22 protein-coding genes and 1 pseudogene are annotated in these 22,997 nt (G+C 71.1%); 14 read left to right on the top strand and 9 right to left on the bottom strand.

Translation table 11 applies throughout. The features are described from left to right. Positions 1-48 precede the first annotated feature (48 nt). Together AB0C46_RS19635 and AB0C46_RS19630 are read left to right on the top strand one after the other, a co-directional pair. Positions 49-408, top strand: a complete 360-nt coding sequence (locus AB0C46_RS19635) for a histidine triad nucleotide-binding protein (protein ID WP_362829116.1) — start codon at positions 49-51, stop codon at positions 406-408. Between the two features lie 6 nt (positions 409-414). Further along, the gene (locus AB0C46_RS19630) at positions 415-1,320 is read left to right on the top strand and encodes a ribonuclease Z (protein WP_362829115.1); all 906 of its coding nucleotides are present in this window, start codon (positions 415-417) and stop codon (positions 1,318-1,320) included. A 145-nt stretch (positions 1,321-1,465) separates the two neighbouring features. Here AB0C46_RS19630 and AB0C46_RS19625 read toward each other — a convergent pair whose 3' ends face one another. Next, positions 1,466-2,281 carry an HAD family acid phosphatase gene (locus AB0C46_RS19625; RefSeq protein WP_362829114.1) on the bottom strand — a complete coding sequence of 272 codons (816 nt, stop codon included), beginning with the start codon at positions 2,279-2,281 and terminating at the stop codon, positions 1,466-1,468. Between the two features lie 205 nt (positions 2,282-2,486). Here AB0C46_RS19625 and AB0C46_RS19620 point away from each other — a divergent pair. The 3 genes and pseudogenes from AB0C46_RS19620 to AB0C46_RS19610 form a co-directional block, all read left to right on the top strand. Beyond that, positions 2,487-2,954 (top strand): annotated as a pseudogene (locus tag AB0C46_RS19620) (glucarate dehydratase); the annotation flags it as partial. 305 nt (positions 2,955-3,259) lie between these two features. Continuing rightward, a complete protein-coding gene (locus tag AB0C46_RS19615; protein ID WP_362829113.1) occupies positions 3,260-4,345 on the top strand; it encodes an S-(hydroxymethyl)mycothiol dehydrogenase in 1,086 nt (361 codons plus the stop codon). Beyond that, positions 4,345-4,974: an MBL fold metallo-hydrolase gene (locus AB0C46_RS19610; protein WP_362829112.1), complete on the top strand. Its 630-nt coding sequence runs from the start codon at positions 4,345-4,347 to the stop codon at positions 4,972-4,974. The genes AB0C46_RS19615 and AB0C46_RS19610 overlap by 1 nt, the downstream gene beginning before the upstream one ends. 125 nt (positions 4,975-5,099) lie before the next feature. On the opposite strand, the gene AB0C46_RS19605 is transcribed toward AB0C46_RS19610, so the two are convergent. From AB0C46_RS19605 to AB0C46_RS19595, 3 genes are all read right to left on the bottom strand, one after another. Then, complete coding sequence (locus AB0C46_RS19605; protein ID WP_362829111.1) at positions 5,100-5,348, bottom strand: hypothetical protein; 249 nt, start codon at positions 5,346-5,348, stop codon at positions 5,100-5,102. An 85-nt stretch (positions 5,349-5,433) separates the two neighbouring features. Beyond that, positions 5,434-6,162, bottom strand: a complete 729-nt coding sequence (locus AB0C46_RS19600) for a DUF4232 domain-containing protein (protein WP_362829109.1) — start codon at positions 6,160-6,162, stop codon at positions 5,434-5,436. 380 nt (positions 6,163-6,542) lie between these two features. Beyond that, positions 6,543-7,883, bottom strand: coding sequence for a 6-phospho-beta-glucosidase (locus AB0C46_RS19595; RefSeq protein WP_362829108.1), 1,341 nt, complete (start codon positions 7,881-7,883; stop codon positions 6,543-6,545). Between the two features lie 66 nt (positions 7,884-7,949). On the opposite strand from AB0C46_RS19595, the gene AB0C46_RS19590 reads away from it, so the two are divergent. The 6 genes from AB0C46_RS19590 (at position 7,950) to era (ending at position 14,146) form a co-directional block, all read left to right on the top strand. Then, positions 7,950-9,095, top strand: a complete 1,146-nt coding sequence (locus tag AB0C46_RS19590; protein WP_362829106.1) for a PfkB family carbohydrate kinase — start codon at positions 7,950-7,952, stop codon at positions 9,093-9,095. Between the two features lie 202 nt (positions 9,096-9,297). Continuing rightward, positions 9,298-10,302 (top strand): PhoH family protein, encoded by a 1,005-nt coding sequence (locus AB0C46_RS19585; protein ID WP_362829104.1) that lies wholly within the window; start codon positions 9,298-9,300, stop codon positions 10,300-10,302. A 95-nt stretch (positions 10,303-10,397) separates the two neighbouring features. Next, positions 10,398-10,895 carry an rRNA maturation RNase YbeY gene (gene ybeY, locus AB0C46_RS19580; RefSeq protein ID WP_362829102.1) on the top strand — a complete coding sequence of 166 codons (498 nt, stop codon included), beginning with the start codon at positions 10,398-10,400 and terminating at the stop codon, positions 10,893-10,895. A gap of 12 nt (positions 10,896-10,907) precedes the next feature. Next, positions 10,908-12,251, top strand: a complete 1,344-nt coding sequence (locus tag AB0C46_RS19575) for a hemolysin family protein (protein WP_362829100.1) — start codon at positions 10,908-10,910, stop codon at positions 12,249-12,251. 454 nt (positions 12,252-12,705) lie between these two features. Beyond that, positions 12,706-13,071, top strand: a complete 366-nt coding sequence (locus AB0C46_RS19570) for a cytidine deaminase (RefSeq protein WP_362829099.1) — start codon at positions 12,706-12,708, stop codon at positions 13,069-13,071. Between the two features lie 136 nt (positions 13,072-13,207). Then, complete coding sequence (gene era / locus AB0C46_RS19565; RefSeq protein ID WP_026169382.1) at positions 13,208-14,146, top strand: GTPase Era; 939 nt, start codon at positions 13,208-13,210, stop codon at positions 14,144-14,146. 46 nt (positions 14,147-14,192) lie between these two features. Here the strand turns inward: era and AB0C46_RS19560 are convergent, their stop codons facing one another. The 5 genes from AB0C46_RS19560 to AB0C46_RS19540 form a co-directional block, all read right to left on the bottom strand. Further along, entirely contained in the window at positions 14,193-15,443 is a 1,251-nt protein-coding gene (locus tag AB0C46_RS19560; RefSeq protein ID WP_362829097.1) for an MFS transporter, read from the bottom strand. Further along, entirely contained in the window at positions 15,440-16,813 is a 1,374-nt protein-coding gene (locus tag AB0C46_RS19555) for a GH1 family beta-glucosidase (protein WP_362829096.1), read from the bottom strand. The genes AB0C46_RS19560 and AB0C46_RS19555 overlap by 4 nt, the downstream gene beginning before the upstream one ends. Positions 16,814-16,901: 88 nt before the next feature. Further along, positions 16,902-17,096, bottom strand: coding sequence for a hypothetical protein (locus AB0C46_RS19550; RefSeq protein ID WP_362829094.1), 195 nt, complete (start codon positions 17,094-17,096; stop codon positions 16,902-16,904). Between the two features lie 61 nt (positions 17,097-17,157). Continuing rightward, positions 17,158-17,424, bottom strand: coding sequence for a protealysin inhibitor emfourin (locus tag AB0C46_RS19545; protein ID WP_362829093.1), 267 nt, complete (start codon positions 17,422-17,424; stop codon positions 17,158-17,160). 108 nt (positions 17,425-17,532) lie between these two features. Further along, entirely contained in the window at positions 17,533-18,621 is a 1,089-nt protein-coding gene (locus AB0C46_RS19540) for a M4 family metallopeptidase (RefSeq protein ID WP_362829092.1), read from the bottom strand. A gap of 326 nt (positions 18,622-18,947) precedes the next feature. Between AB0C46_RS19540 and leuA the strand changes: the two genes are divergently transcribed. The 3 genes from leuA to AB0C46_RS19525 all read left to right on the top strand — a co-directional run bounded on the left by leuA (position 18,948) and on the right by AB0C46_RS19525 (position 22,990). Then, on the top strand, positions 18,948-20,726 hold the full coding sequence (gene leuA, locus AB0C46_RS19535; protein ID WP_362829090.1) for a 2-isopropylmalate synthase: 1,779 nt from the start codon (positions 18,948-18,950) through the stop codon (positions 20,724-20,726). A 205-nt stretch (positions 20,727-20,931) separates the two neighbouring features. Further along, positions 20,932-21,945 (top strand): SGNH/GDSL hydrolase family protein, encoded by a 1,014-nt coding sequence (locus tag AB0C46_RS19530; RefSeq protein ID WP_362829089.1) that lies wholly within the window; start codon positions 20,932-20,934, stop codon positions 21,943-21,945. Positions 21,946-22,282: 337 nt separating this feature from the next. After that, positions 22,283-22,990 (top strand): TerB family tellurite resistance protein, encoded by a 708-nt coding sequence (locus tag AB0C46_RS19525; RefSeq protein WP_362829088.1) that lies wholly within the window; start codon positions 22,283-22,285, stop codon positions 22,988-22,990. The last annotated feature ends 7 nt before the right edge of the window (positions 22,991-22,997 follow it).

Below are 22,997 nucleotides of genomic sequence, written 5' to 3'. Positions count from 1 at the left end.
GAAGGCCGTACGCACCGTGTGTACGGCGGTGATCGGGAGGAGCCATCCGTGGCGGGAGAACCGCAGGCCGACTGCCTGTTCTGCAAGATCGTGGCGAGGGAGGTGCCGGCGACCATCGTCCGGGAGACGGAGACCACCGTCGCGTTCCGCGACATCAACCCCCAGGCGCCGACACACGTCCTGATCATCCCCAAGGTGCACTACCAGGACGCCGCGGCCCTCGCGGCGGCCGAACCGGAGATCATCGCCGACATACTGCGTGAGTCCCGCGAGGTCGCCGCCGAGGAGAAGGTGGAAGACCGGGGCTACCGGGTCGTCTTCAACACCGGTGCGGGCGCGGGCCAGACCGTCTTCCACGCACACCTGCACGTGCTCGGCGGCCGTGGCCTCCAGTGGCCTCCCGGATAACCGACCGTGTCCGTACGCGAACTGGTCGTCCTCGGCACCGCGAGTCAGGTCCCCACCCGGCACCGCAACCACAACGGGTATCTGCTGCGGTGGGACGGCCAGGGGTTGCTCTTCGACCCCGGTGAGGGCACCCAGCGGCAGATGCTGCGCGCCGGGGTCGCCGCCCATGACCTGAACCGGATCTGTGTCACGCACTTCCACGGTGACCACTCCCTGGGCCTGGCGGGGGTGATCCAGCGGATCAACCTGGACCGGGTGCCGCATAAGGTCACCGCCCACTACCCGGCCAGCGGCCAGCACTTCTTCGACCGGCTGCGCTATGCCACCGCCTACCGCGAGACGGTCCGGCTGGTCGAGCGGCCGGTCGCCGCCGACGGTGAGCTGGACCGCGCGGAGTCGTACGTCCTGGAGGCGCGGCGGCTCTGGCATCCCGTCGAGTCGTACGGCTACCGCCTCGTGGAGCCGGACACCCGCCGGATGCTGCCGGACCGGCTCGCGGAGCACGGCATCGCCGGGCCGGACATCGGACGGCTCAAGCAGCTCGGCGAGCTGAACGGCGTCACCCTCGACGAGGTGAGCGAGCAGCGACGGGGCCAGCGGTTCGCGTTCGTCATGGACACCCGGCTGTGCGAGGGCGTGCACGCACTCGCGGAGGGGGTGGACATGCTGGTCATCGAGTCGACGTTCCTGGACGAGGACATCCAGCTCGCCGTGGACCACGGTCATCTGACCGCCGGGCAGGCCGCTGAGGTGGCCGTACGGGCCGGGGTGCGGCATCTCGTGCTGACGCACTTCTCGCAACGCTACGCCGACCCGGCGGAGTTCGAGCGGCAGGCCCGTACGGCGGGATACACCGGCGAACTGACCATCGCCCAGGACCTGTCGCGGGTGCCGCTGCCCAAACGGCGCTGACCGCCGCGGCGCTGACCGCGGCGGTGCGGCCGCGGTGGTGCCGTCTGTGGCGGAGCGGTCTGTGGTGGTGCCGTCTGTGGTGGTGCCGTGCCGCCCGTCCGGTTCCGGTCCCGCGGACCGGACCGGACGGCCCGGAAGGCCTCGCCTACGGCAGGTAGTACATCGGGTTGGGCAGCTTGAACGTCCGGTCCCCGGCGCCGCCGCGCAGATCGCTGTACTGGTCCCCGAAGTTGGCGACGATCTGGTAGCCGAGGGACTCGATGTGCTTGCGGGTGCCCGACTTGTACTCGATGGTCGTGCAGGTGGCGCCGCAGGGCAGGTAGGCCGGCGGGTGCTCCTTGTTCTTCAGGTAGACGTGCCGGCGGTCCAGCGCCACGTTGTAGCCGACGTTCTTGAGGTTGCGCACGCTCCAGTCGCGCTGCGCCTCCTTGCGGCCGGTCAGGAAGAAGACCTCCGCGCCCTTGTCGTGCGCCCAGTTGACCAGCCGGTCCATGCCGAAGACCGGGTCCATGTCGGTGTGCGCCAGGTACTTGTCCTGGCTCTCCTCGGTGTAGTGGAAGCCGACCTGGAGCTCGTAGTTGTAGGTGAGCAGGGTGGTGTCGTCGATGTCGAGGACGATGGCCGGCTTGGCCTTCTTGCCCGTCCGGTCCTGCCGGGCAAGGGCCTTGGACAGATAGCCGCGGGCCTTGGCCTCGATGCCGCGGACCTGGTGTGCGTAGTTGCTGCGCGGGGAGGCGTAGTGCTCGCCGTCCGCCGTCACCGTGTCGCCGTAGTACGCCTTGATCTTGTCCTGCACCTGAGTGAGGTTGGGGATCTCCTTGTCGGTGCGCGGTACGGAGTGTTCGGCGGTGGCCTGGCCGATGCCGAAGACGGCGGTGCCGGCGACGAGGGTGGCGACCGTGGCGGCGCCGAGGCGGGCCCTCCGGGAGAGGGCGGGGCGGAAACGGGCGGGACGGGGCATGCGCGGCTCCTCCGGGAGACATGAGCGGACCCAGTAGGTCTAACAGAGCCTCACCTCGGTATCTACGCGCGCAGATTCAACCCTTGGTAAAGCTCGCCGCGGTGCGGGGTATTGACGGTCGCCATGTGGGCTCCCTAGCCTCCCACTCCCTCTGTAGACGTCATCTATGTATGAAAACAGCCCTCGGCCTCGTAGGAGCTGCTGGATGACCGACGCCCGGCACGCGCTCACCATCACCGAGGTCCGGCTCACCCCCCTCCTGGTGGCCGATCCGCCGCTGCTGAACACGCAGGGGGTACACCAGCCGTACACCCCCCGGCTGATCATCGAGCTGGCCACCGAAGGTGGCGTCACCGGGCTCGGCGAGAACCTACGGGGACGGCAAGTACCTCGCGCTGGCCCAGCCGTTGGCCCGTGCGCTGATCGGCCGGTCGGTCACGGATCTGAACGGACTGCCCGCACTGGCCGCCGAGGTGTGCGGTGACTCGCCGGCCGCGACCGGCGCGGACGCGGTGGACGCCGGCGGGCTGCGCGGCGTCCAGACCGCCGGCAAACTGCGCCTCTCCGTCCTCTCTGGCTTCGAGGTCGCCTGCCTCGACGCCTGGGGCCGGACCGCCGGACCGCTGGACTGCCCGTACACGCCCTGCTCGGCGGCAAGGTCCGCGACCGTGTCTTCCCCATCCGCCCCAGGACGGCCGGACGCCAACGGAGTGCATGTCAGGGCCACAGCGACGCCACCGGATCGACCCGTGGCGGGCTGATCGGGCTGCCGGTGGCGGCGTCCTGGCGGCGATCGGCGTGACGCCGGTCCGCGGCGGCGGGCACCGCGAGCGGGCCCGCGGCCGGCGGCCCCGGGCCGGAGATCATGGACCCGGCCGTGGTCCTGTGCGCGGTGGCCCGGCACGCGTACGGTGAGCACGGCTCAGTGGCGGTGCGCCACAGTGGTCCCGTAAGTGATCTTTGAAAGGGGCTGTCCCGATGGCACAGGAAGTGCGCGGCGTGATTGCGCCGGGGAAGAACGAACCGGTCCGGCTGGAGACCATCCTGGTGCCGGACCCGGGTCCCGGTGAGGCCGTGGTGAAGATCCAGGCGTGCGGGGTGTGCCACACCGATCTGCACTACAAGCAGGGCGGCATCAACGACGACTTCCCGTTCCTGCTCGGGCACGAGGCGTCCGGCGTGGTGGAGTCGGTCGGCTCCGGTGTCACCGATGTGGCGCCCGGCGATTTCGTCGTCCTCAACTGGCGTGCGGTGTGCGGCCAGTGCCGCGCGTGTCTGCGCGGGCGCCCCCAGTACTGCTTCGACACGCACAACGCCCGGCAGAAGATGACGCTGAAGGACGGCACGGAGCTGAGCCCGGCGCTGGGCATCGGCGCCTTCGCCGACAAGACGCTGGTCGCCGCCGGACAGTGCACCAAGGTCAACCCGGAGATCGCGCCCGAAGCGGCCGGCCTGCTGGGCTGCGGGGTGATGGCGGGCATCGGCGCCGCCCTCAACACCGGTGGCGTCGCACGCGGCGACTCGGTCGCGGTCATCGGCTGTGGCGGCGTCGGCGATGCGGCCGTGATGGGGTCCCGGCTGGCCGGTGCGGCCAAGATCATCGCGGTGGACATCGACGACCGCAAACTGGAGACCGCGCGCTCCATGGGCGCCACCCATACGGTCAACTCCCGCTCCACCGACCCCGTCGAGGCGGTCCGCGAGCTGACCGGCGGCTTCGGCGCGGATGTCGTCATCGACGCGGTCGGCCGCCCGGAGACCTACCAGCAGGCGTTCCACGCCCGCGACCTGGCCGGGACCGTCGTCCTGGTGGGCGTCCCCACCCCGGACATGACCCTGGAACTCCCCCTCCTGGACGTCTTCGGCCGCGGCGGCGCCCTCAAGTCCTCCTGGTACGGCGACTGTCTGCCCTCCCGCGACTTCCCGATGCTGGTCGATCTGCATCTGCAGGGCCGGATCGACCTGGGGGCGTTCGTCACCGAGACCATCGGCATCGAGGACGTGGAGCAGGCCTTCGCGCGGATGCACGCCGGTGACGTGCTGCGTTCGGTGGTGACGCTCTGATGGCGGCCCGCATCGACCACCTGGTCACCTCCGGCACCTTCTCCCTCGACGGCGGCACCTGGGATGTCGACAACAACGTATGGATCGTCGGCGACGACGACGAGGCGGTCGTCATCGACGCCGCCCATGACGCCGACGCCATCGTCGAGGCCCTCGGGGGCCGGACGCTGCGCGCGATCATCTGCACCCATGGGCACAACGACCACATCGACGCGGCCCCGGCGCTGGCCTCCCGCACCGGCGCCCGCATCCATCTGCACCCCGCCGACCTGCCGTTGTGGAAGATGACCCACCCGGACACCCCACCGGACGCGGAGCTGGCGGACGGCCAGGTGCTGACCATCGCCGGTACGGACCTGACCGTGCTGCACACCCCGGGACACGCCCCCGGCGCGGTCTGCCTCCACGCGCCCGAGCTGCGCACCGTCTTCACCGGCGACACCCTCTTCCAGGGCGGCCCCGGCGCCACCGGCCGGTCCTTCTCGGACTTCCCGACGATCGTCACCTCGATCCGGGACCGGCTGCTGACCCTGCCGCCGGACACGGAGGTCCGTACCGGCCACGGCGATCCGACGACGATCGGGGCGGAGGCCCCGCACCTGGAGGAGTGGATCAAGCGGGGGCACTAGAACGGCGGGCCCTGGGGCGTGCCCGTATGGATCGCGGAAAGTCCGCTGCCCCGGTGTGACACACCGGGGCAGCGGACTTCTTGACGCGACGTCGGCGGGACGGGTCCTCGCCGGGTGGCGAGCGGTCAGCGGTTGAAGATCGGCATGATGGCCTGGCTGTCGTCGCACCACACCTCGTGGTACCCGTTCGCCTGGGCGTGCGGGAGTTCCTTCGCTTCGCACTCCGCCTTCGAGGGGTACCTTTCGGCACCGACGGGGACCCAGCCATCGCCGGGGGGAGGGGCGGCGAAGGCGGTGGTGGAGGTCAGCGGGATGGCTACCGCCGCGGCACCGACCGCGAGACCGACACCGATTCGAGTACGCCACGACTTCATGGTGATCTCCTTGTTTGTCTTTACGTTCTGAGCTGGTCCGGCTCAGAGAGGTTCCCGGCTGATGGCCAGGGCAGTGCCGAGGTGGTCAGCCGATGGGGTTGACGAAGGTGGCCGGGTGGGTGGCGCCGCGCTGGTCGACGAGCGTGCCCCAGGGCCACTTGATGGTGATCGACTTGGTCTCGTTGGGCGGGGTGATGTCCGCCCAGGCAGGCTGGTAGAAGCCCTTGTCTTCCTTGGTCATGGCGACGTTGATGGTGAAGTCGGTGCTGTCGCCGGGCCCCAGGGTGATCGAGCCGGGCTTGGCCGACGAGCGGGCCAGCGACCAGCGTTCGCCGCCGTTCTCGGACTTGAGGTCCACGCCAGGGAAGCCGCCGATCTTGCAGGTGCGGCTGCCCTTGTTGGTCAGCACGACGCTGGTGGTCGTCGAACCGCCCGCGTTCGGGTCCGGGGCCGCATCCTCACCCGTGGCGAACGCCGCCTTCAGGCCGGAGGAGTGGCAGCGCTCGACACCCGAGCCCGCCCCGCCACCGCCGGCGGCGTTCGCGCCACCCGTCTGCCGGCCCGCAGCACCCGCCGTGGTGCCGGCCTTGGCACCCGAGCCCGCCGCGGCACCGGAGCCCTGCGCCTTGGCGGAGGAGCCCGCGCCGCTGGACTCGATGGCCCTGCCCGCGTCCGACTGGCCCGAGGGCTCCGTGCCGGCGGCGTCCGAGCCGGAGCAGGCGGTCAGCGTAAGGCCGGCGGCCGCGGTCAGGGCCGCGACGGCCATACGCAGGGTGCGGCGACGGGCGGTGCGGGCAGTGGTGTTGGCGCTCATTTCGGGTCCCCCCCAGGACGGTCGGTGTCGCTGTTTCCTCGGTACGACAACCACTCTGGTCGGGGCCACTAGTGTGAGGCTGCCGCTCCGCTAACGTCCGGCTAACACGGGTGCGAGCAGGGGAAGGACGCCTGGGAGAACCCGAAGTACCCGGCGCGGCAGCCCAGTTGGGAACACGCAGCTGCTTACCGGAACGAGGGGCGTCGACGGGTCAAGGTCATGGCCACAGGAGTCCTGCCCACAGCGACCGGAACGGTCGGACGCTCAGATGCACGCGACCCATGGGAGAGGCATTAGGGGAGGGGCGAACACTTCCCGTAGGGGGTGCGGACGCCCCCTCGGGGCCACAACGTGGCGGGGGCGGAGGGTATTCCGGGGCCTCATCCCTCCCCGGCCGCCCGCTCCAGAATGCGGGCGGCCACCGCGGGGGAGTCCACCAGCGGATGCAGCGCCAGCGCCCGCAGCGCGGCGCCCCGGTCCTTGAACACCGCGGCCTCCACGGTCGCCCGCTCCACCGCCTTGACCTGCAACATCAGCCCCAGTTGGTCCTCCCGCAGCGGCGCGCAGGGCAGCGGCCGGGCGCCCTGCGCGCTCACCTCGCACACCGTCTCCACGATCGCGTCCGGCGCCAGCTGCGGCACCGTCGTCCCGTTGCGGACGTTGAGGATCAGCCGGGTGCCGCTGTTGCCCAGGATGGCGTGCATCAACGCCAGCGCCACCCGGTCGTAGCCGCCGCCCTCCAGATCGTGGCTGTCGCGCTGCCAGCCGCCACTGGCCTCCCGGCTGTGCGCCATATACGTCTCCTCGCGCTCCAGCCGGGTCCGCTCCCACAGCGCGTACACCGCGTCCGGGCCGCCGGCCACCGCGGCCCGCTCGAAGAAACCGCCCTGCTGCTGGTCGAGGAATTCCCCGCGGGTCTCCCGGGTGTCCCGTACGGAGTCGAGGGTCTCGCGGCGGAAGTAGTAGTAGTGCAGATACTCGTTCGGGAGCGCACCCAGGGCCCGCAGCCAGTCCCCGCCGAACAGCCGGCCCTCCTCGAAGGAGCCCAGTGCGGCGTCGTCGGCGAGCAGCCCCGGCAGCAGCTCGGTGCCGTCCAGCGTCAACGACCGCAGCCAGCCGAGGTGGTTGAGCCCCACGTAGTCGTACCCGGCCCGGTCCGGGTCCGCGAGGGCCGCCGGGTCCGCACCGGCCGCCCGCGCCGCCCGGCGCACCAGCCCCACCGGCGAATCACAGATCCCGATGACGCGGTCGCCGAGCACCTGGGACATCGCCTCGGTGACCATGCCCGCGGGGTTGGTGAAGTTGATGACCCAGGCCCCCGGGGCGAGTGCCGCGGCCCGCTCGGCGATGTGCAGCGCCACCGGGATCGTCCGCAGGCCGTAGAGGACACCGCCCGCGCCGACCGTCTCCTGGCCGAGCACGCCCTCGGACAGCGGGATCCGTTCGTCGCGTATCCGGCCCGCCGTGCCGCCCACCCGGATCGCCGAGAAGACGAACCCGGCGCCGGTCAGCGCATCGTCCAGACCGTCCGCGACCCGTACCGGCACCGGCGCCGGATGCCCCTGCGCCAGCCGCGCCAGGACCTCGGCGATCACCGCCACCCGGCGCGGATCGGTGTCGTGCAGCACCACCTCGGAGACGGCGCGCCCCGGGTCGTCCAGCAGGGCGCGGTAGACCAGCGGCACCCGGAAACCGCCCCCGCCCAGAATCGTGAGCCTCATGGGGCGGAACGTATCGCAGCATCAGGCACACTGGCGGCACGTGCCGATACGAGAGGAGCGAGCACGGTGAGCAGCCGACGCGATGACCTTCCGCCCGCGGGCCCGGCCGCCGTGCCCGCCGCCCTCGATCCGCTGGCCGGGGTACGCGCCGACGGCGATCCGCGCACCGACGTCTACCTCACCGGCACGGTCTTCCTGGACATCATCTTCACCGGCCTGGATTCCGCACCGGTCCGCGGCACCGAGTCCTGGGCCCGCGGGATGGGCTCCAGCCCCGGCGGCGTCGCCAACATGGCCACCGCGCTGGCCCGGCTCGGGCTGCGCACCTCGCTCGCCGCCGCCTTCGGCGACGACCACTACGGCGAGTACTGCTGGGAGGCGCTCGAACAGGGCGAGGGCATCGACCTGGCGCTGTCCCGCACCGTCCCCGGCTGGCACTCCCCGGTCACCGTCTCCATGGCGTACGAGGGCGAGCGCACGATGGTCTCGCACGGCCACGAGGCCCCGCCGCCCGACTTCGCCTTCGACGGCAAGCACGCCCCCGGCTGCCCGCCGCCGTCCCGCGCCTGCATCGCCTCGCTGGTACCGGGCCGGCGCGAGGGCTGGCTGGGCTGCGCGGCGGGCCGCGGCAGCCGCATCTTCGCGGACGTGGGCTGGGACGACAGCGGCCGCTGGGACCCGGCCGACCTCGCCGACCTGGAGCACTGCGAGGCCTTCCTGCCCAACGCCGAGGAGGCGATGCGCTACACCCGGACGGACTGCCCGCGCGCCGCCGCCCGCAAGCTCGCCGAGCTGGTGCCGCTCGCGGTGGTCACGCTGGGTTCGGAGGGCGCCTGCGCGGTGGACGGGCGGACCGGTGAGAGCGCCGAGGTGCCCGCGATCGCCGTGGAGGCCCTGGACCCGACCGGCGCCGGCGATGTCTTCGTCGCCGGATTCGTCACCGGCACCCTGGCCGACTGGCCGCTGGCCGACCGGCTCGCCTTCGCGGGGCTGTGCGCCGCGCTGTCCGTGCAGGAATTCGGCGGCTCGCTGTCGGCGCCCGGCTGGGCCGAGATCGCGGCCTGGTGGCAGCAGGTGCGGGCCTATGAGGCGGGCGCCCCGGGCGCACTGCGCCGCCAGTACGCCTTTCTGGACGAGGTGCTCCCCGCGGCCTACCGGCCCGCCCCGCTGGCCCGCGCCGTCCCCACGATCGGCTTCCGCCGCCCGGCCTGAGCCGCCGCGGGGCCGGGCCCGGCGCGTCCGGCCGGCCCCGCCCCCAGGGTCCGGGCGGTGCGCCCCCGGTGCCCCTGCCCCGGCAGGAAAAGCCCTCGGGCTTGTCAGTGCTCCGTCGTACTCTGGTATCCCAAGGAGTCGAGTGCAGGCAGGCACTTCTTATGAGCAAAGGATGGGGTTGAGCAGGCCACCGAGCCGCCCTATGACTCAGACACCCACGCAACCGCAGGCGCGCGCCCAGTTCACCGTCCCGGCCAAGCACCCGATGGTGACGGTCCTGGGATCCGGTGACTCCCTACTGCGCGTGATCGAAAAAGCCTTCCCGGCGACCGATATCCACGTCCGGGGCAACGAGGTCAGCGCTGTCGGTGACGCCGGGGAAGTGGCCCTCGTCCAGCGCCTTTTCGACGAGATGATGCTGGTGCTCCGCACCGGACAACCGATGACGGAGGACGCAGTGGAACGGTCCATCGCCATGCTGCGCGCGGCGGAGGACGGCGAGGGCGCGGCGAGTGAGACCCCCGCCGAGGTACTCACCCAGAACATCCTCTCCAACCGTGGCCGTACGATCCGGCCCAAGACCCTCAACCAGAAGCGCTACGTCGACGCCATCGACGAGCACACCGTCGTCTTCGGCATCGGCCCGGCCGGCACCGGCAAGACCTACCTCGCCATGGCCAAGGCCGTGCAGGCGCTGCAGGCCAAGCAGGTCAACCGCATCATCCTGACCCGCCCCGCGGTCGAGGCCGGTGAGCGGCTCGGCTTCCTGCCCGGCACGCTCTACGAGAAGATCGACCCCTACCTGCGCCCGCTCTACGACGCGCTGCACGACATGCTCGACCCCGACTCCATCCCGCGCTTGATGGCCGCCGGGACGATCGAGGTCGCGCCGCTGGCGTATATGCGCGGCAGAACCCTGAATGACGCCTTCATCATCCTCGACGAGGCGCAGAACACGAACCCCGAGCAGATGAAGATGTTCCTCACCCGCCTCGGGTTCGAATCGAAGATCGTCATCACCGGCGATGTCACTCAGGTCGACCTCCCGGGCGGGACGAAGAGCGGTCTGCGCCAGGTCCGGGAGATCCTGGACGGCGTCGACGATGTGCATTTTTCCCTGCTCACCAGCCAGGACGTGGTCCGGCACAAGCTCGTGGGCCGTATCGTCGACGCCTACGAGAAGTACGACAGCCGCAACGGCAAGTGAGCCCCGCCGGCCGGCCGCCCCGGCCGGCCGGGGCGCACGACCCGCGGTCCCAGCAACCATCGGGCCGGGCCCGAGAAGCGAGAAGCAACGCCCCCATGTCCATCGACGTCAACAACGAGTCCGGCACGGAGATCGACGAGCAGGCCATCCTGGATGTCGCCCGCTACGCCGTCGCCCGGATGCGCATCCACCCGCTCTCCGAGCTGTCCGTGATCGTCGTGGATGCCGAGGCCATGGAGCAGCTCCACCTCCAGTGGATGGACCTGCCGGGACCGACCGATGTCATGTCCTTCCCGATGGACGAGCTGCGTCCGCCGGCCAAGGACGACGAGGAGCCCCCGCAGGGTCTCCTCGGGGACATCGTGCTGTGCCCGGAGGTCGCCAAGAAGCAGGGCGAGGAGGCGCCGACCGGGCACAGCATGGACGAGGAGCTGCAGCTGCTCACCGTCCACGGGGTGCTCCACCTCCTCGGTTATGACCACGAGGAGCCGGACGAGAAGGCCGAGATGTTCGGTCTGCAGGCGGCGATCATCGACGGCTGGCGCGGCGAGCGGGGTCTGACCGGCCCCTCTCCGGCCCCCACCGTGACCTGACGGGACGGCCCGATGACCACCCAGCTGATCGCGGTCGCGGTCCTGCTCGTCGTGATCGCCTGGCTCGCGGCCTGCGCGGAGGCCGGTCTGGCCCGGACGACGAGTTTCCGGGCCGAGGAAGCCGTCCGCTCCGGCCGCCGCGGCAGTGCCAAGCTCGCCGCCGTTGCCGCCGACCCCACCCGCTATCTCAATGTCGCCCTGCTGGTGCGGGTCGGCTGCGAGATGGCCGCCGGGGTCCTGGTGACCTACACCTGTCTGCGCTCCTTCGACGAGACATGGGAGGCGCTGACCGTCGCCATCGCTGTGATGGTGCTGGTCTCCTATGTCGCCGTCGGTGTCTCGCCGCGGACGATCGGCCGTCAGCACCCGCTGAACACCGCCACCGCCGCCGCCTACGTCCTGCTGCCGCTGGCCCGCATCATGGGCCCCATCCCGCAGCTGCTGATCCTCCTCGGCAACGCCCTCACCCCCGGCAAGGGCTTCCGCAAGGGCCCGTTCGCCTCCGAGGCCGAACTGCGCTCCCTGGTGGACCTCGCGGAGAAGGAGTCGCTGATCGAGGACGAGGAGCGCCGGATGGTGCACTCCGTCTTCCAGCTCGGCGACACCCTCGTCCGCGAGGTGATGGTGCCGCGCACGGATCTGGTCGCCGTCGAACGGTTCAAGACCATCCGCCAGGCGCTCACCCTCGCCCTGCGCTCCGGCTTCTCCCGTATCCCGGTGACCGGCGAGAACGAGGACGACATCGTCGGCGTGGTCTACCTCAAGGACCTGGCCCGCAAGGTGCACATCAGCCGTGACGCCGAGACCGAGCTGATCTCCACGGCCATGCGCCCCGCCGTTTTCGTCCCCGACACCAAGAATGCCGGTGATCTGCTGCGCGAAATGCAGCAGGACCGCAATCATGTCGCAGTGGTGATCGATGAATATGGCGGCACTGCCGGCATTGTCACGATCGAGGACATTCTGGAAGAGATCGTCGGCGAGATCACCGACGAATACGACCGGGAACTGCCGCCCGTCGAGGACCTCGGCGACGGCCGCTATCGCGTCACCTCCCGGCTGGACATCGGCGACCTCGGCGAGCTGTACGGCCTGGCCGAGCTGGACGACGAGGACGTCGAAACGGTCGGCGGACTGCTCGCCAAGCTCCTCGGCCGGGTCCCGATCGCCGGGGCCACCGCGGAGGTCGATCTCTCCGACGACGCCTCGGACCCGGGCCTGAAGGCGCTGCGGCTGACCGCGGAATCCCCGGCCGGCCGCCGCAACAAGATCATCACGGTGCTGTGCGAGCCGGTGCGTCCGGCGGGCGCGAGTGCCGCCGAGGAGTCGTCCGCGGGCGGCCGCTCCGCCGGCTGAACATCCGGAGAATTCGGCGCGTAATTCCTGGTGATGCCGGGAATATTTCCCGCTGTCGCGCTCCGGGCGGCTACTTATCTCCAGTGCAGCAGAAATGTTCTGCAAGCCATATCCGAGGGAGCTGGATTCCGCGGCGGGCGCCGTGGAAGGATCTTCAAGCGGTCGCCGGCGCGTGGCCGCAATGCGTGAGAGAAATCTTGTAACGCAGGTTGCCCCGGCGACGGGGGACCGGGGCAACCACCTTCTTCCTCGGCCGCGGCGCGTCGTACGCACCGTCCGCGGCCCGGCCACCACAGCAGCGCAACCACTGGGCTCCGCGCCGGGTACAGCCCGGCCCTGGCCCCGGTCTGCTGCCACCCTCGCCCGCAACGACGCGGCACATCTGGTGCCCGGCCGCCGGACGGCCCGCCGCCCCTTGGCACCGTCCTCCGCCGCCCCGCATATGCTCGCCCGTATGAGCGAAGCCGCACCGCTGGACCCCGAAGACCGCAAGATCATCACGCTCGCGCGCTCGGCGCGGGCCCGTAACGGTGTGCCCGAGGGCGCCGCCGTCCGCGACGAGACCGGCCGCACCTATGTCGCCGGCACCGTCGCTCTGGACTCGCTGCAGCTCAGCGCGCTGCAGACGGCCGTCGCGATGGCCGTCGCCAGCGGGGCCACGTCCCTGGAGGCGGCGGCCGTGGTCACCGACGCCGAGCGCGCCACCGACGCCGACCGCGCGGCCGTACGGGACCTCGGCGGCCCCGGGACGCCGGTGCTGGTCGCGGGCCTCGACGGCACCCTGCGCAGCACCGTCCCGGCGGGCGGGAACCCGGCCTGAGCCGGGCAGCGGTACGACGGCGTACGGGGCGGCCCGCCGGCACCGGAGGGCCGCCCCGGGCCGTCCGCGCCCACCCGAGGCCGTCTCCGGACCGGGGTGGTCGGAGGCGCGCCCGGGATCGGGGAGAATGGGCGCCATGAGCGTTCGTACCGAGTCCTCCGCCGCGCACCGCGCGGGCTTCGCCTGCTTCGTCGGCCGTCCCAACGCGGGCAAGTCGACCCTGACGAACGCGCTCGTCGGCACGAAGGTGGCCATCACCTCCAACCGCCCGCAGACCACCCGCCACACGGTCCGTGGCATCGTGCACCGCCCCGAGGCCCAGCTGGTCCTCGTCGACACCCCTGGCCTGCACAAACCGCGCACGCTGCTGGGCGAGCGGCTGAACGATGTCGTCCGCACCACCTGGTCCGAGGTCGATGTGATCGGCTTCTGTCTGCCCGCCGACCAGAAGATCGGCCCCGGCGACCGCTATATCGCCGGCGAGCTGGCCGACATCAAGAAGACCCCCAAGGTCGCCATCGTCACCAAGACCGACCTGGTCGATTCCAAGGCACTGGCCGCCCAGCTGATCGCCATCGACCAGCTCGGCAAGGAGCTGGGCATCGAGTGGGCCGAGATCATCCCGGTCTCGGCCGTCGGCGACACTCAGGTGTCCCTCCTCGCCGACCTGCTGGTCCCGATGCTCCCCGAGAGCCCGCCGCTCTACCCCGAGGGCGACCTCACCGACGAGCCCGAGCAGGTCATGGTCGCCGAGCTGATCCGCGAGGCCGCGCTGGAGGGCGTCCGCGACGAGCTGCCGCACTCCATCGCGGTGGTCGTGGAGGAGATGCTCCCGCGCGAGGACCGCCCCGCCGACAAGCCGCTCCTCGACATCCACGCGAATGTCTACATCGAGCGCCCCAGCCAGAAGGGCATCATCATCGGCCCCAAGGGCAAGCGCCTGAAGGAGGTCGGCATGAAGTCCCGCAAGCACATCGAGGCTCTGCTGGGCACGCCCGTCTTCCTGGACCTGCACGTCAAGGTCGCCAAGGACTGGCAGCGCGACCCGAAGCAGCTGCGCAAGCTGGGCTTCTGAGCCTGCTCCGGCCCCGGGCCTGATCCGACCGATCCGCGGTCAGGCCCTACGCCACGCCCCGGATCCTGCGCACCAGCAGCGCCCCCAGCAGCCCGATGGCCGCCGCGACGCAGTACAGCACCCGGTAGCCGCCGAGGTGCTGCACGATCGGCGCGGCCAGCGCCGGGGCGGCCACCTGTGGCAGCGAGTTGGCGATATTGATCAGGCCCATGTCCTTGCCGCGGTGTGCGGCGGCCGGCAGCACCTGTGTCATCAGCGCGAAGTCGACGGAGGTGAAGACGCCGAAGCCGACCCCGAGCAGCGCCGCGGCGCACAGCGCCCCCGGCCAGGTCTGCCACCCGGCCAGCAGCCCGGTCGCCACCGTCATGAGCACCCCCGCCCACAGCACGAACGGCTGCCGGCGCCCGATCCGGTCCGACCAGAGGCCCCCGACGACGACCGTGCCGAGCAGGGTCACGGCGTTGACGGCGGTCAGCACCAGCACCCCGCCGTCCGGGTCCGGGCGGTGCAGCACATCCCGCAGGTAATACAGCAGGTACAGCAGCGCCAGCGCGTTGCCGAGGTTGATCAGGAACCGGGTCAGCCAGGCCCACCCCAGATCGGGGTGGCGGCGCGGGCTGATCCAGAATCCGGCGAGCACGGCCCGCGGGGTCAGCGCCGGCCGCCGCCCGGCCGGCAGCACCGGGTCCCGGTGCAGCAGCACATACGGGAGCGTGCCCAGCACCGCGAAACCGGCACAGGCGAGATAGCCCGCGACCACACCGCCCGCGACCGTCGCCAGCCCCGTCCCGGCCACCACCCCGAGAATCTGCGCGGCCCCCAGCCAGCCGCCCACCGCCCCGCGCTGCCGCTGCGGCACCCGGTCGGGCACGGCCGCGGTGATCGCCGCGAAGGCCGCATTGAGGGTGAGCTGCACCAGACACCACCCCAGCACCATCGCCGGCACCGCGCCCGCCCCGGCCAGCAGCACCAGCGCACCGGCCCCGCCCAGCACCCCCGCGAGGATCCACGGGGTACGCCGCCCGAACCGCGAGGCCGTACGGTCCGACAGCGCCCCGAACAGCGGGTTGGACACCATCGAGACGACGGCTCCCGCGCCCGTCACCCACGCCAGTACCGACTCCTTCGCCGTGCCCGGCGGGGCGAGCTCCGCGGCCTGCAGGGCGAGCAGGATCTGCAGCGGTCCGTACCACCCGACCCAGATCGCCCCGTTGGCCAGCGACAGCGAGGCGGTCCATCCGCGCCCGGCCCGCTCCGTCGGCTCCGTGAGCGCCTCCGGAGCGGCGGGGCGGCTCATCCCCGGGCCTGTGCCCGGAGGGCGTCGCGCAGCCAGCGGAACGACGCCTTGGGCGTCCGCTCCAGCGTCGCGTAGTCCACGTGCACCAGCCCGAACCGCCGGGCGTACCCCTCCGCCCACTCGAAGTTGTCCATCAGCGACCAGACGAAGTAGCCCCGGACATCCACCCCGGCCGCCATGGCCGCGTGCAGCGCCCGCAGATGGCCGTCCAGGAACGCGATCCGCTCCCCGTCCTCGACCCCCTCGTACGCGCACCCGTTCTCGGTGATCACGACGGGCGGCAGCCGGTCGCCGTACCGCTCCTGGAACGACACCAGCAGCTCGGTGAGCGCCTCCGGCACCACCGGCCAGCCGAAATCGGTCCGGGGATACCCCTCGATCTCCTGGGGCGCAAAGGGCAGTTCGGGCGGCAGCCGGATCCCGCCGAAGTCGGCCGCCCCCGCCCCCTCGGCCCCCGGGGCGCCCACCAGCGTCGGCTGGTAGTAGTTGATCCCGTACCAGTCCAAGGGCTGCGAGATCACCTTCAGATCGTCGGCGACCGGCCCCGGCAGCAGGGCCGCCAGCTCCTCGTCCGGATACCGGCCCAGCAGCACCGGCTCCGCGAACAGCCGGTTGAGCAGCAGGTCGTAGAGGCCGGCCGCCGCGGTGTCCGCCTCCGACGCGCTCGCTGTCCACGTCGGCCCGTGCGAATTGGCGATCCCGATGCTGGTCGCCCCGCGGGCCCGCAACGCCTGTACGGCCAGCCCGTGCCCCAGCAGCTGATGATGGGCCGCCGGCAGCGCCTCGAACAGCAGCTGCCGCCCCGGCGCATGCTGTCCCAGCCCGTAGCCCAGCAAGGTCAGTTCGGCCGGCTCATTGAGGGTGATCCACCGCTGCACCCGGTCCCCGAGCCGCTCCGCCACCACCTCCGCGTACGCCGCGAACTTCTCGGCCGTCTCCCGGACGAGCCACCCGCCGCCCTCCTCCAGCGCCTGCGGGGTGTCCCAGTGGAACAGCGTCGGCACCGGTGCGACTCCCGCCGCCAGCAGCGCGTCCACCAGCCGGTCGTAGAAGTCCAGCCCGGCCTTGCTGACCGCCCCGCCCCCGTCCGGCACCACCCGCGGCCAGGCCACCGAGAACCGGTACGCCCCGACCCCGAGCTCCTTCAGCAGCCCCACGTCCTCGCGATAGCGGTGGTAGTGATCGGTCGCCACCCGCGCATCCGACCCGTCCTTGATCCGCCCGGCCTCCGCCGCGAACACATCCCACGCGGACCGCCCCCGCCCGCCTTCCGCCACCGCCCCCTCGATCTGCGCGGCGGACGTGGACACCCCCCACACGAAGTCACGGGGGAAGCGGGGCAGGGCGGAGGGCACCGGTTCGGTCGTCATGGGCCGGATCTTTGTAACCGGCGGTAACGGTGTCAAGAGGGCCGTGGTACCCAGGAGTTGAGGGGTGGCAGGGGCGGCGGGTGTGCAATCACCCCGCCTCGGGGACGTCCGGCACCTCGGTCGGCAGACCGGCCCACGCGCTCAAGAGTTGGTTGATCTGCTCGCGGCTGAGCGCGCCCTGGAACGTCCCTACGTCGTCGATGGCCACTGACCAGTGGTCCCCGAAGGTGCCACGGTTTTTGGCCCGGCCGATCTGGAGGGACCAGTGACGAGAGCGCGCCACAGCGCGCCGCCCCGGCCCTTGCCGGAGGTCCGGGCCCCGCGCAGCCGTCCCGTGGAGGCGCCTACGCGCCTTCCTTCATCACCTTCGTGATCAACGACCGCTGTTCCTTCGTGAGGCGCGGGTCGGAGCAGTAGACCGTCCGGCCGTCGACGGTGATCTGGTAGCTGAAGCCGTCCGGGACTCCGACGGGGGGTTCGGTGCGGGCCGTGGCGACGGCTTGTTTGGCCAGGTCCTGCCAGTCGTCGGCGTCGGGGCGGCCCGAGGTGTCGATCTCGGCGCGGCGGTCGACGCCCGCAAAGCCTCCGGTGCGATGGACGTGAATGCGCATAACGGACTCCTCCGACGTCTTCGACGGACACCTACCCCGTAAGGCCACGGTAATCGTGCGCGGGGCGGAAGGCGCTGCCGAATCCCCCGCCCCGCGCACCCGGTGCCGCTACTTCGTGGTGACGCCGACCTGTGTCCAGGCCTTGACCATCGCCTCGTGCTCGTCGCCGGCGCCGAAGCGGGCCTGGGCGGCCTTGACGGTGAGGGTGGCGAAGTCGGTGAACGTGGCGGTCTTGGTGAGCTCGCCACCGGTCAGCACGTCGTACCAGATCTGCCCGGCGCGCTCCCAGGCCTTGCCGCCGATGGCGGTGGCGGCCAGGTAGAACGCGTGGTTGGGGATGCCGGAGTTGATGTGCACGCCGCCGTTGTCGCTGGTCGTCTTGACGTAGTCCTTCATGGCGGCGGGCTGCGGGTCCTTGCCGAGCACGTCGTCGTCGTAGGCGGTGCCCGGGGCCTTCATCGAGCGCAGGGCGGTGCCGGTGACGTTCGGGCCGAGCAGCTCGGCGCCGATCAGCCAGTCGGCCTGGTCGGCGGTCTGGCCGAGGGCATACTGCTTGATCAGTACGCCGAAGACATCGGAGACCGACTCGTTGAGGGCGCCGGACTGGCCCTGGTAGTCGAGGTTGGCGGTGTACTGGGTGACCCCGTGGGTGAGCTCGTGGCCGATCACGTCGACGGCGATGGTGAAGTCCTTGAACAGGTCGTTGTCACCGTCACCGAAGACCATCCGCTCGCCGTCCCAGAAGGCGTTGTCGTACCGCCGGCCGTAGTGGACGGTCGCGTTGAGCGGCAGTCCGGCGCCGTCGATGGACTTGCGGCCGTAGATCTTGAGGTAGAGGTCGAAGGTGGCGCCCAGACCGGCGTGCGCGCGGTTGACGGACGCGTCCTTGGACGGGCCGTCGGATTCGCTGCGCACCTTCTTGCCGGGCAGGTCCTCGTGGTGGCGGGCGTCGTAGATGGTGCGGTTCGGCTTGTCGGCGCCGGCCCCGGGCTCGCCGGGGGTGAGGCCGCCGCGGGCGGCGATCGCGCGGCGCTCGGTGCGCCGTACGTGGTCGTGCTCCAGGGTGCGGCGGGCCGGCTCGTGCCGCTCCGGGTCGTCGGACTGGGCCAGGTTGTCGAGGATGTGCGGCGGGATGATCGAGCAGAAGACGGGCGTGTGGCAGGTGGCGGAATCTGGCTGCGCGTCGTTGAGGTCCATGCACAAACGGTGGCACTGTGTAATGCCGCTGTCACTGCCTGCGTCCAAGATTCCCGTAAAAGTGTGGTTGGTCGCATTTAGGCCGTAACGTCCGGCCGGTCCCGCATACTGATACGCGACCGCCATGCAGGGCGTACCTCAGCTAGGGTGCTGTGCATCATGCGTTTCGGGCTGCTTCTCCTTAGCTGCCGCGGCGAGGGCCTGTAGTCGTAGGCCGACCCCCTCCCCGCGGAGTTCGGTGTTGCGATCTATCGCCCCGTCGGCCTCTCCCTGGCTCTTCTGGAGCAGGGGGACCCCCAGCGGACATACGAGGAGCCCTACGCACCATGACGAATCCGTCGAGCCCCGCAGGCAATGCCGTCGGCCGGCCCACCCCGGTCACCAACGCGACGCAGCTGCAGCGGCCCTCCGGGATGCCGGTCCACAAGTACGGCCGTTACGAAGCGGTCGACATCCCTGACCGCACCTGGCCGGACAACCGCATCACCGTCGCGCCCCGCTGGCTCTCCACCGACCTGCGGGACGGCAACCAGGCGCTGATCGACCCGATGTCGCCGGCTCGTAAGCGCGAGATGTTCGACCTGCTGGTACGCATGGGCTACAAGGAGATCGAGGTCGGCTTCCCCTCCTCCGGGGAGACGGACTTCGCGTTCGTCCGCTCGATCATCGAAGAGGGCGCGATCCCCGAGGACGTGACGATCTCCGTCCTGACGCAGGCCCGCGAGGAGCTGATCGAGCGCACCGTCGAGTCGCTGCGCGGCGCCCACCGCGCCACGGTGCACCTGTACAACGCCACCGCACCCACCTTCCGCCGGGTCGTCTTCCGCGGCTCGAAGGAGCAGGTCAAGCAGATCGCCGTGGACGGCACCCGGCTGGTCATGGAGTACGCCGACAAGATCCTCGGCGACGAGACGATCTTCGGCTACCAGTACAGCCCGGAGATCTTCACCGACACCGAGCTGGACTTCGCGCTGGAGGTCTGCGAGGCGGTCTGCGACGTCTGGCAGCCCGAGGCGGGCCGCGAGATCATCCTGAACCTGCCCGCCACCGTCGAGCGCTCCACGCCCTCCACCCACGCCGACCGCTTCGAGTGGATGGCGCGCCACCTGTCCCGGCGCGAGCACGTCTGCCTGTCCGTACACCCGCACAACGACCGGGGCACCGCCGTCGCCGCCGCCGAGCTGGCGATCATGGCGGGCGCCGACCGTATCGAGGGCTGTCTGTTCGGGCAGGGCGAGCGCACCGGCAATGTCGACCTGGTGACGCTGGGCATGAACCTGTTCTCCCAGGGCGTCGACCCGCAGATCGACTTCTCGCAGATCGACGAGATCCGTCGCACCAGCGAGTACTGCAACCAGATGGAGATCCACCCGCGCCACCCCTATGCGGGCGATCTGGTCTACACCGCCTTCTCCGGCTCCCACCAGGACGCCATCAAGAAGGGCTTCGACGCCATGGAGGCCGAGGCCACCGCCGCCGGCAAGACCGTGGACGACATCGAGTGGGCGGTCCCGTACCTGCCCATCGACCCCAAGGACGTCGGCCGGTCCTACGAGGCCGTCATCCGCGTCAACTCGCAGTCCGGCAAGGGCGGTATCGCCTACGTCCTGAAGAACGACCACAAGCTGGAACTGCCGCGCCGGATGCAGATCGAGTTCTCCCGGATCATCCAGGAGAAGACCGACGCCGAGGGCGGCGAGGTCACGCCCACCGCCATCTGGTCGGCCTTCCAGGACGAGTACCTGCCCAACCCCCAGGACCCGTGGGGCCGCATCCAGGTCAAGAACGGGCAGACCACCACCGACAAGGACGGCATCGACACCCTCACCGTCGAGGCCGAGGTGGACGGTGCGGAGACGGTGCTGGTCGGCACCGGCAACGGCCCGATCTCCGCGTTCTTCCACGCACTGCAGGGCATCGGCATCGACGCGCGGCTGCTGGACTACCAGGAGCACACCATGAGCGAGGGCGCCTCCGCACTGGCCGCCTCGTACATCGAGTGCGCGATCGGTGACAAGGTGCTGTGGGGCATCGGCATCGACGCCAACACCACGCGCGCCTCGCTGAAGGCCGTCGTCTCCGCCGTGAACCGCGCGGGCCGCTGACGACCCCGGCAGTACGCCCTTCTCCTGCGCCCCCGCAGCTCTCCGCGAGCCGCGGGGGCGCCGTTGTGCGACCCCGCCACCTGAAGGTGGGGTTTGGACCCCGCGCAGATCACGGTGAGTAAGTAGCTCAGTACTTTTGGTGACCAGCGCTCGTCGGACAGGCCGCGGCGCGGACACCAAGGACGTGCAGATGAGCAGATATGGCATGCCCGCAATCTCCCGGCTGGCCGTCGCGGCGGTTGCCTCGCTTGCCGTGGCGGCCTCCGCATTCGCCCCGGCGGCGTCCGGAACCCCGGCCCGGGCGGCGGACCGCCCGGAGTATGTGGCGCTCGGCGACTCGTACAGCGCCGGGGTGTTCGTCCGCCCCTGGGAGGAGCACGACGGCTGCGGCCGCTCCGGGCGCAACTACCCGCATCAGGTGGCCGGTCAGCTCGGACTTGAGCTGACGGATGTGACCTGCGGGGCCGCCGAGGTGGTCGACGGGGTCCTGGCGCCCCAGCCGGCGTCCAAGATCTACGGGCCGCCGACCATCCCGCCCCCGGGCGGCTGGTCCGATCTGCCCCCGCAGACCGATGCGCTGTCCCCCGACACCGACTACGTGACCGTCGGCATCGGCGGCAACTCCCTCGGTTTCGGGTCCATCGTGAGCAAGTGCCTCGAACTGGGCGCCACCAAGCCCTTCCAGCTCAGGCCCTGTACCAACCACTACAGCAACGGTGGTGCGGGCGAGGGGTGGCTCGAGGAGCGGTTCACGCAGCTCGACACCGACCTCGCCCGCATGATGACGGTGATCCACCGGCGCGCACCGCATGCCCGGGTCGCCGTCGTGGGCTATCCGGCCATCGTCCCGGACAACTCCGGCTGCACGTTCGGGCACTGGAACCAGCTCGGCAGCGTCAAGAAGGGCGATATGCCCTGGCTCGACGGCCTCGAACTGCGCCTGAACGCACTGCTGGAGAAGCACGCCGCGTACCACGCCGCGACCTACGTCGACACTTACGGGCCGAGTGCGGCGCACGGGGTGTGCGAGAGCGGCGACGCGAAGTGGATGTACGGCATCAAGGACAACCTCACGGGTGACGGCGGCCAGACCGACCCGCAGAACGAGCTGTGCCGTTCCCTCCCCGGTGCCGGCGAGGCCTGCACCTTCGTCCACCCCAACGCCCGCGGCCTGGACAACCAGACACGACAGGTGAGCCGGGCGCTGATGACCTCGTAAGGCTGACGCCGGTCCCGGCGCGGCCCTGCCGCACCCCCACCGTTTTGGCCAAGCCGGGCCCCGCCACGAGCGGCCCCCTCGGCCGCCCCACCCGTCGCCTGCCTCCTCATGGCCATGCTCTTCACGGCATCCATAGGCCCCGCCCCCTACCTTCCGGAGGGGCGGGGTCCTTCGTCATCCGGCCAGTTGTCCGGTACGAGGTGCTGACGCCGCATCACACATGTGGCTAACATCACGTCCCATACGACGAGGGGGCCAAGGGGGTACTCCCCAGCTACCGCTGGGGGACCCCACCCGTGTCCCGAGGGCCACGGGTGAGTTACGGAGGGCTGACGCGATGCACAAGATGTGTGTGATGGGCGTGCGCACGTCCTGGCGGACCGTCGCCGATGGCGAGTTCTTCTGCCCGGACTGCGGCGGCGACCGCAACTACCTCCGCCGGACCGGCCGTCGCCGGTTCACCCTCCTTGGCCTCCCGCTGCTCTCCCGCGGCGCCGCCGGACCGGTCCTGGAGTGCTCCGCCTGCCACGGTCACTTCGGCCCGGACGCCCTGGACCACCCCACCACCCTCCGCTTCTCGGCGATGCTCAGGGACGCCGTCCACACCGTCACCCTCGCGCTGCTGGCCGCCGGCGGCACCTCCTCCGGCGCGGTCCGCGACACCGCCGTCGACACGGTCCGCGCCGCCGGCTTCGCGGACTGCTCCGAGGACGAGCTGCTGACCCTGCTCGCCGCCCTCGCCGCCGACACCGGCCGGCTGACCGGCACCTACGACGCGGTCACCGGCGGCCACTGCGGCCACCAGGGCCCGGACCCGTGCGGCACCGCGCTGGCCATAGAGCTCCATGAGGCGCTGGAGCCGCTGGCCCCGCATCTCGCTCCGGCGGGCCGGGAATCGCTCCTCCTCCAGGGCGCCCGTATCGCCCTCGCCGACGGCTCCTACACACCCGCGGAACGCGAGGTGCTGAGCACGGTCGGCAGCGCCCTGATGCTGCGCCCCGCGGAGATCAACCGGCTGCTGGCGGCGGCGCGTACGCCGTCCTGAGTCCTTG

The sequence above is a fragment of the Streptomyces sp. NPDC048637 genome, assembly GCF_040650675.1.
In the GTDB taxonomy this organism is placed as follows: domain Bacteria; phylum Actinomycetota; class Actinomycetes; order Streptomycetales; family Streptomycetaceae; genus Streptomyces.
This window is presented reverse-complemented; position numbering and strand designations above follow the sequence as displayed.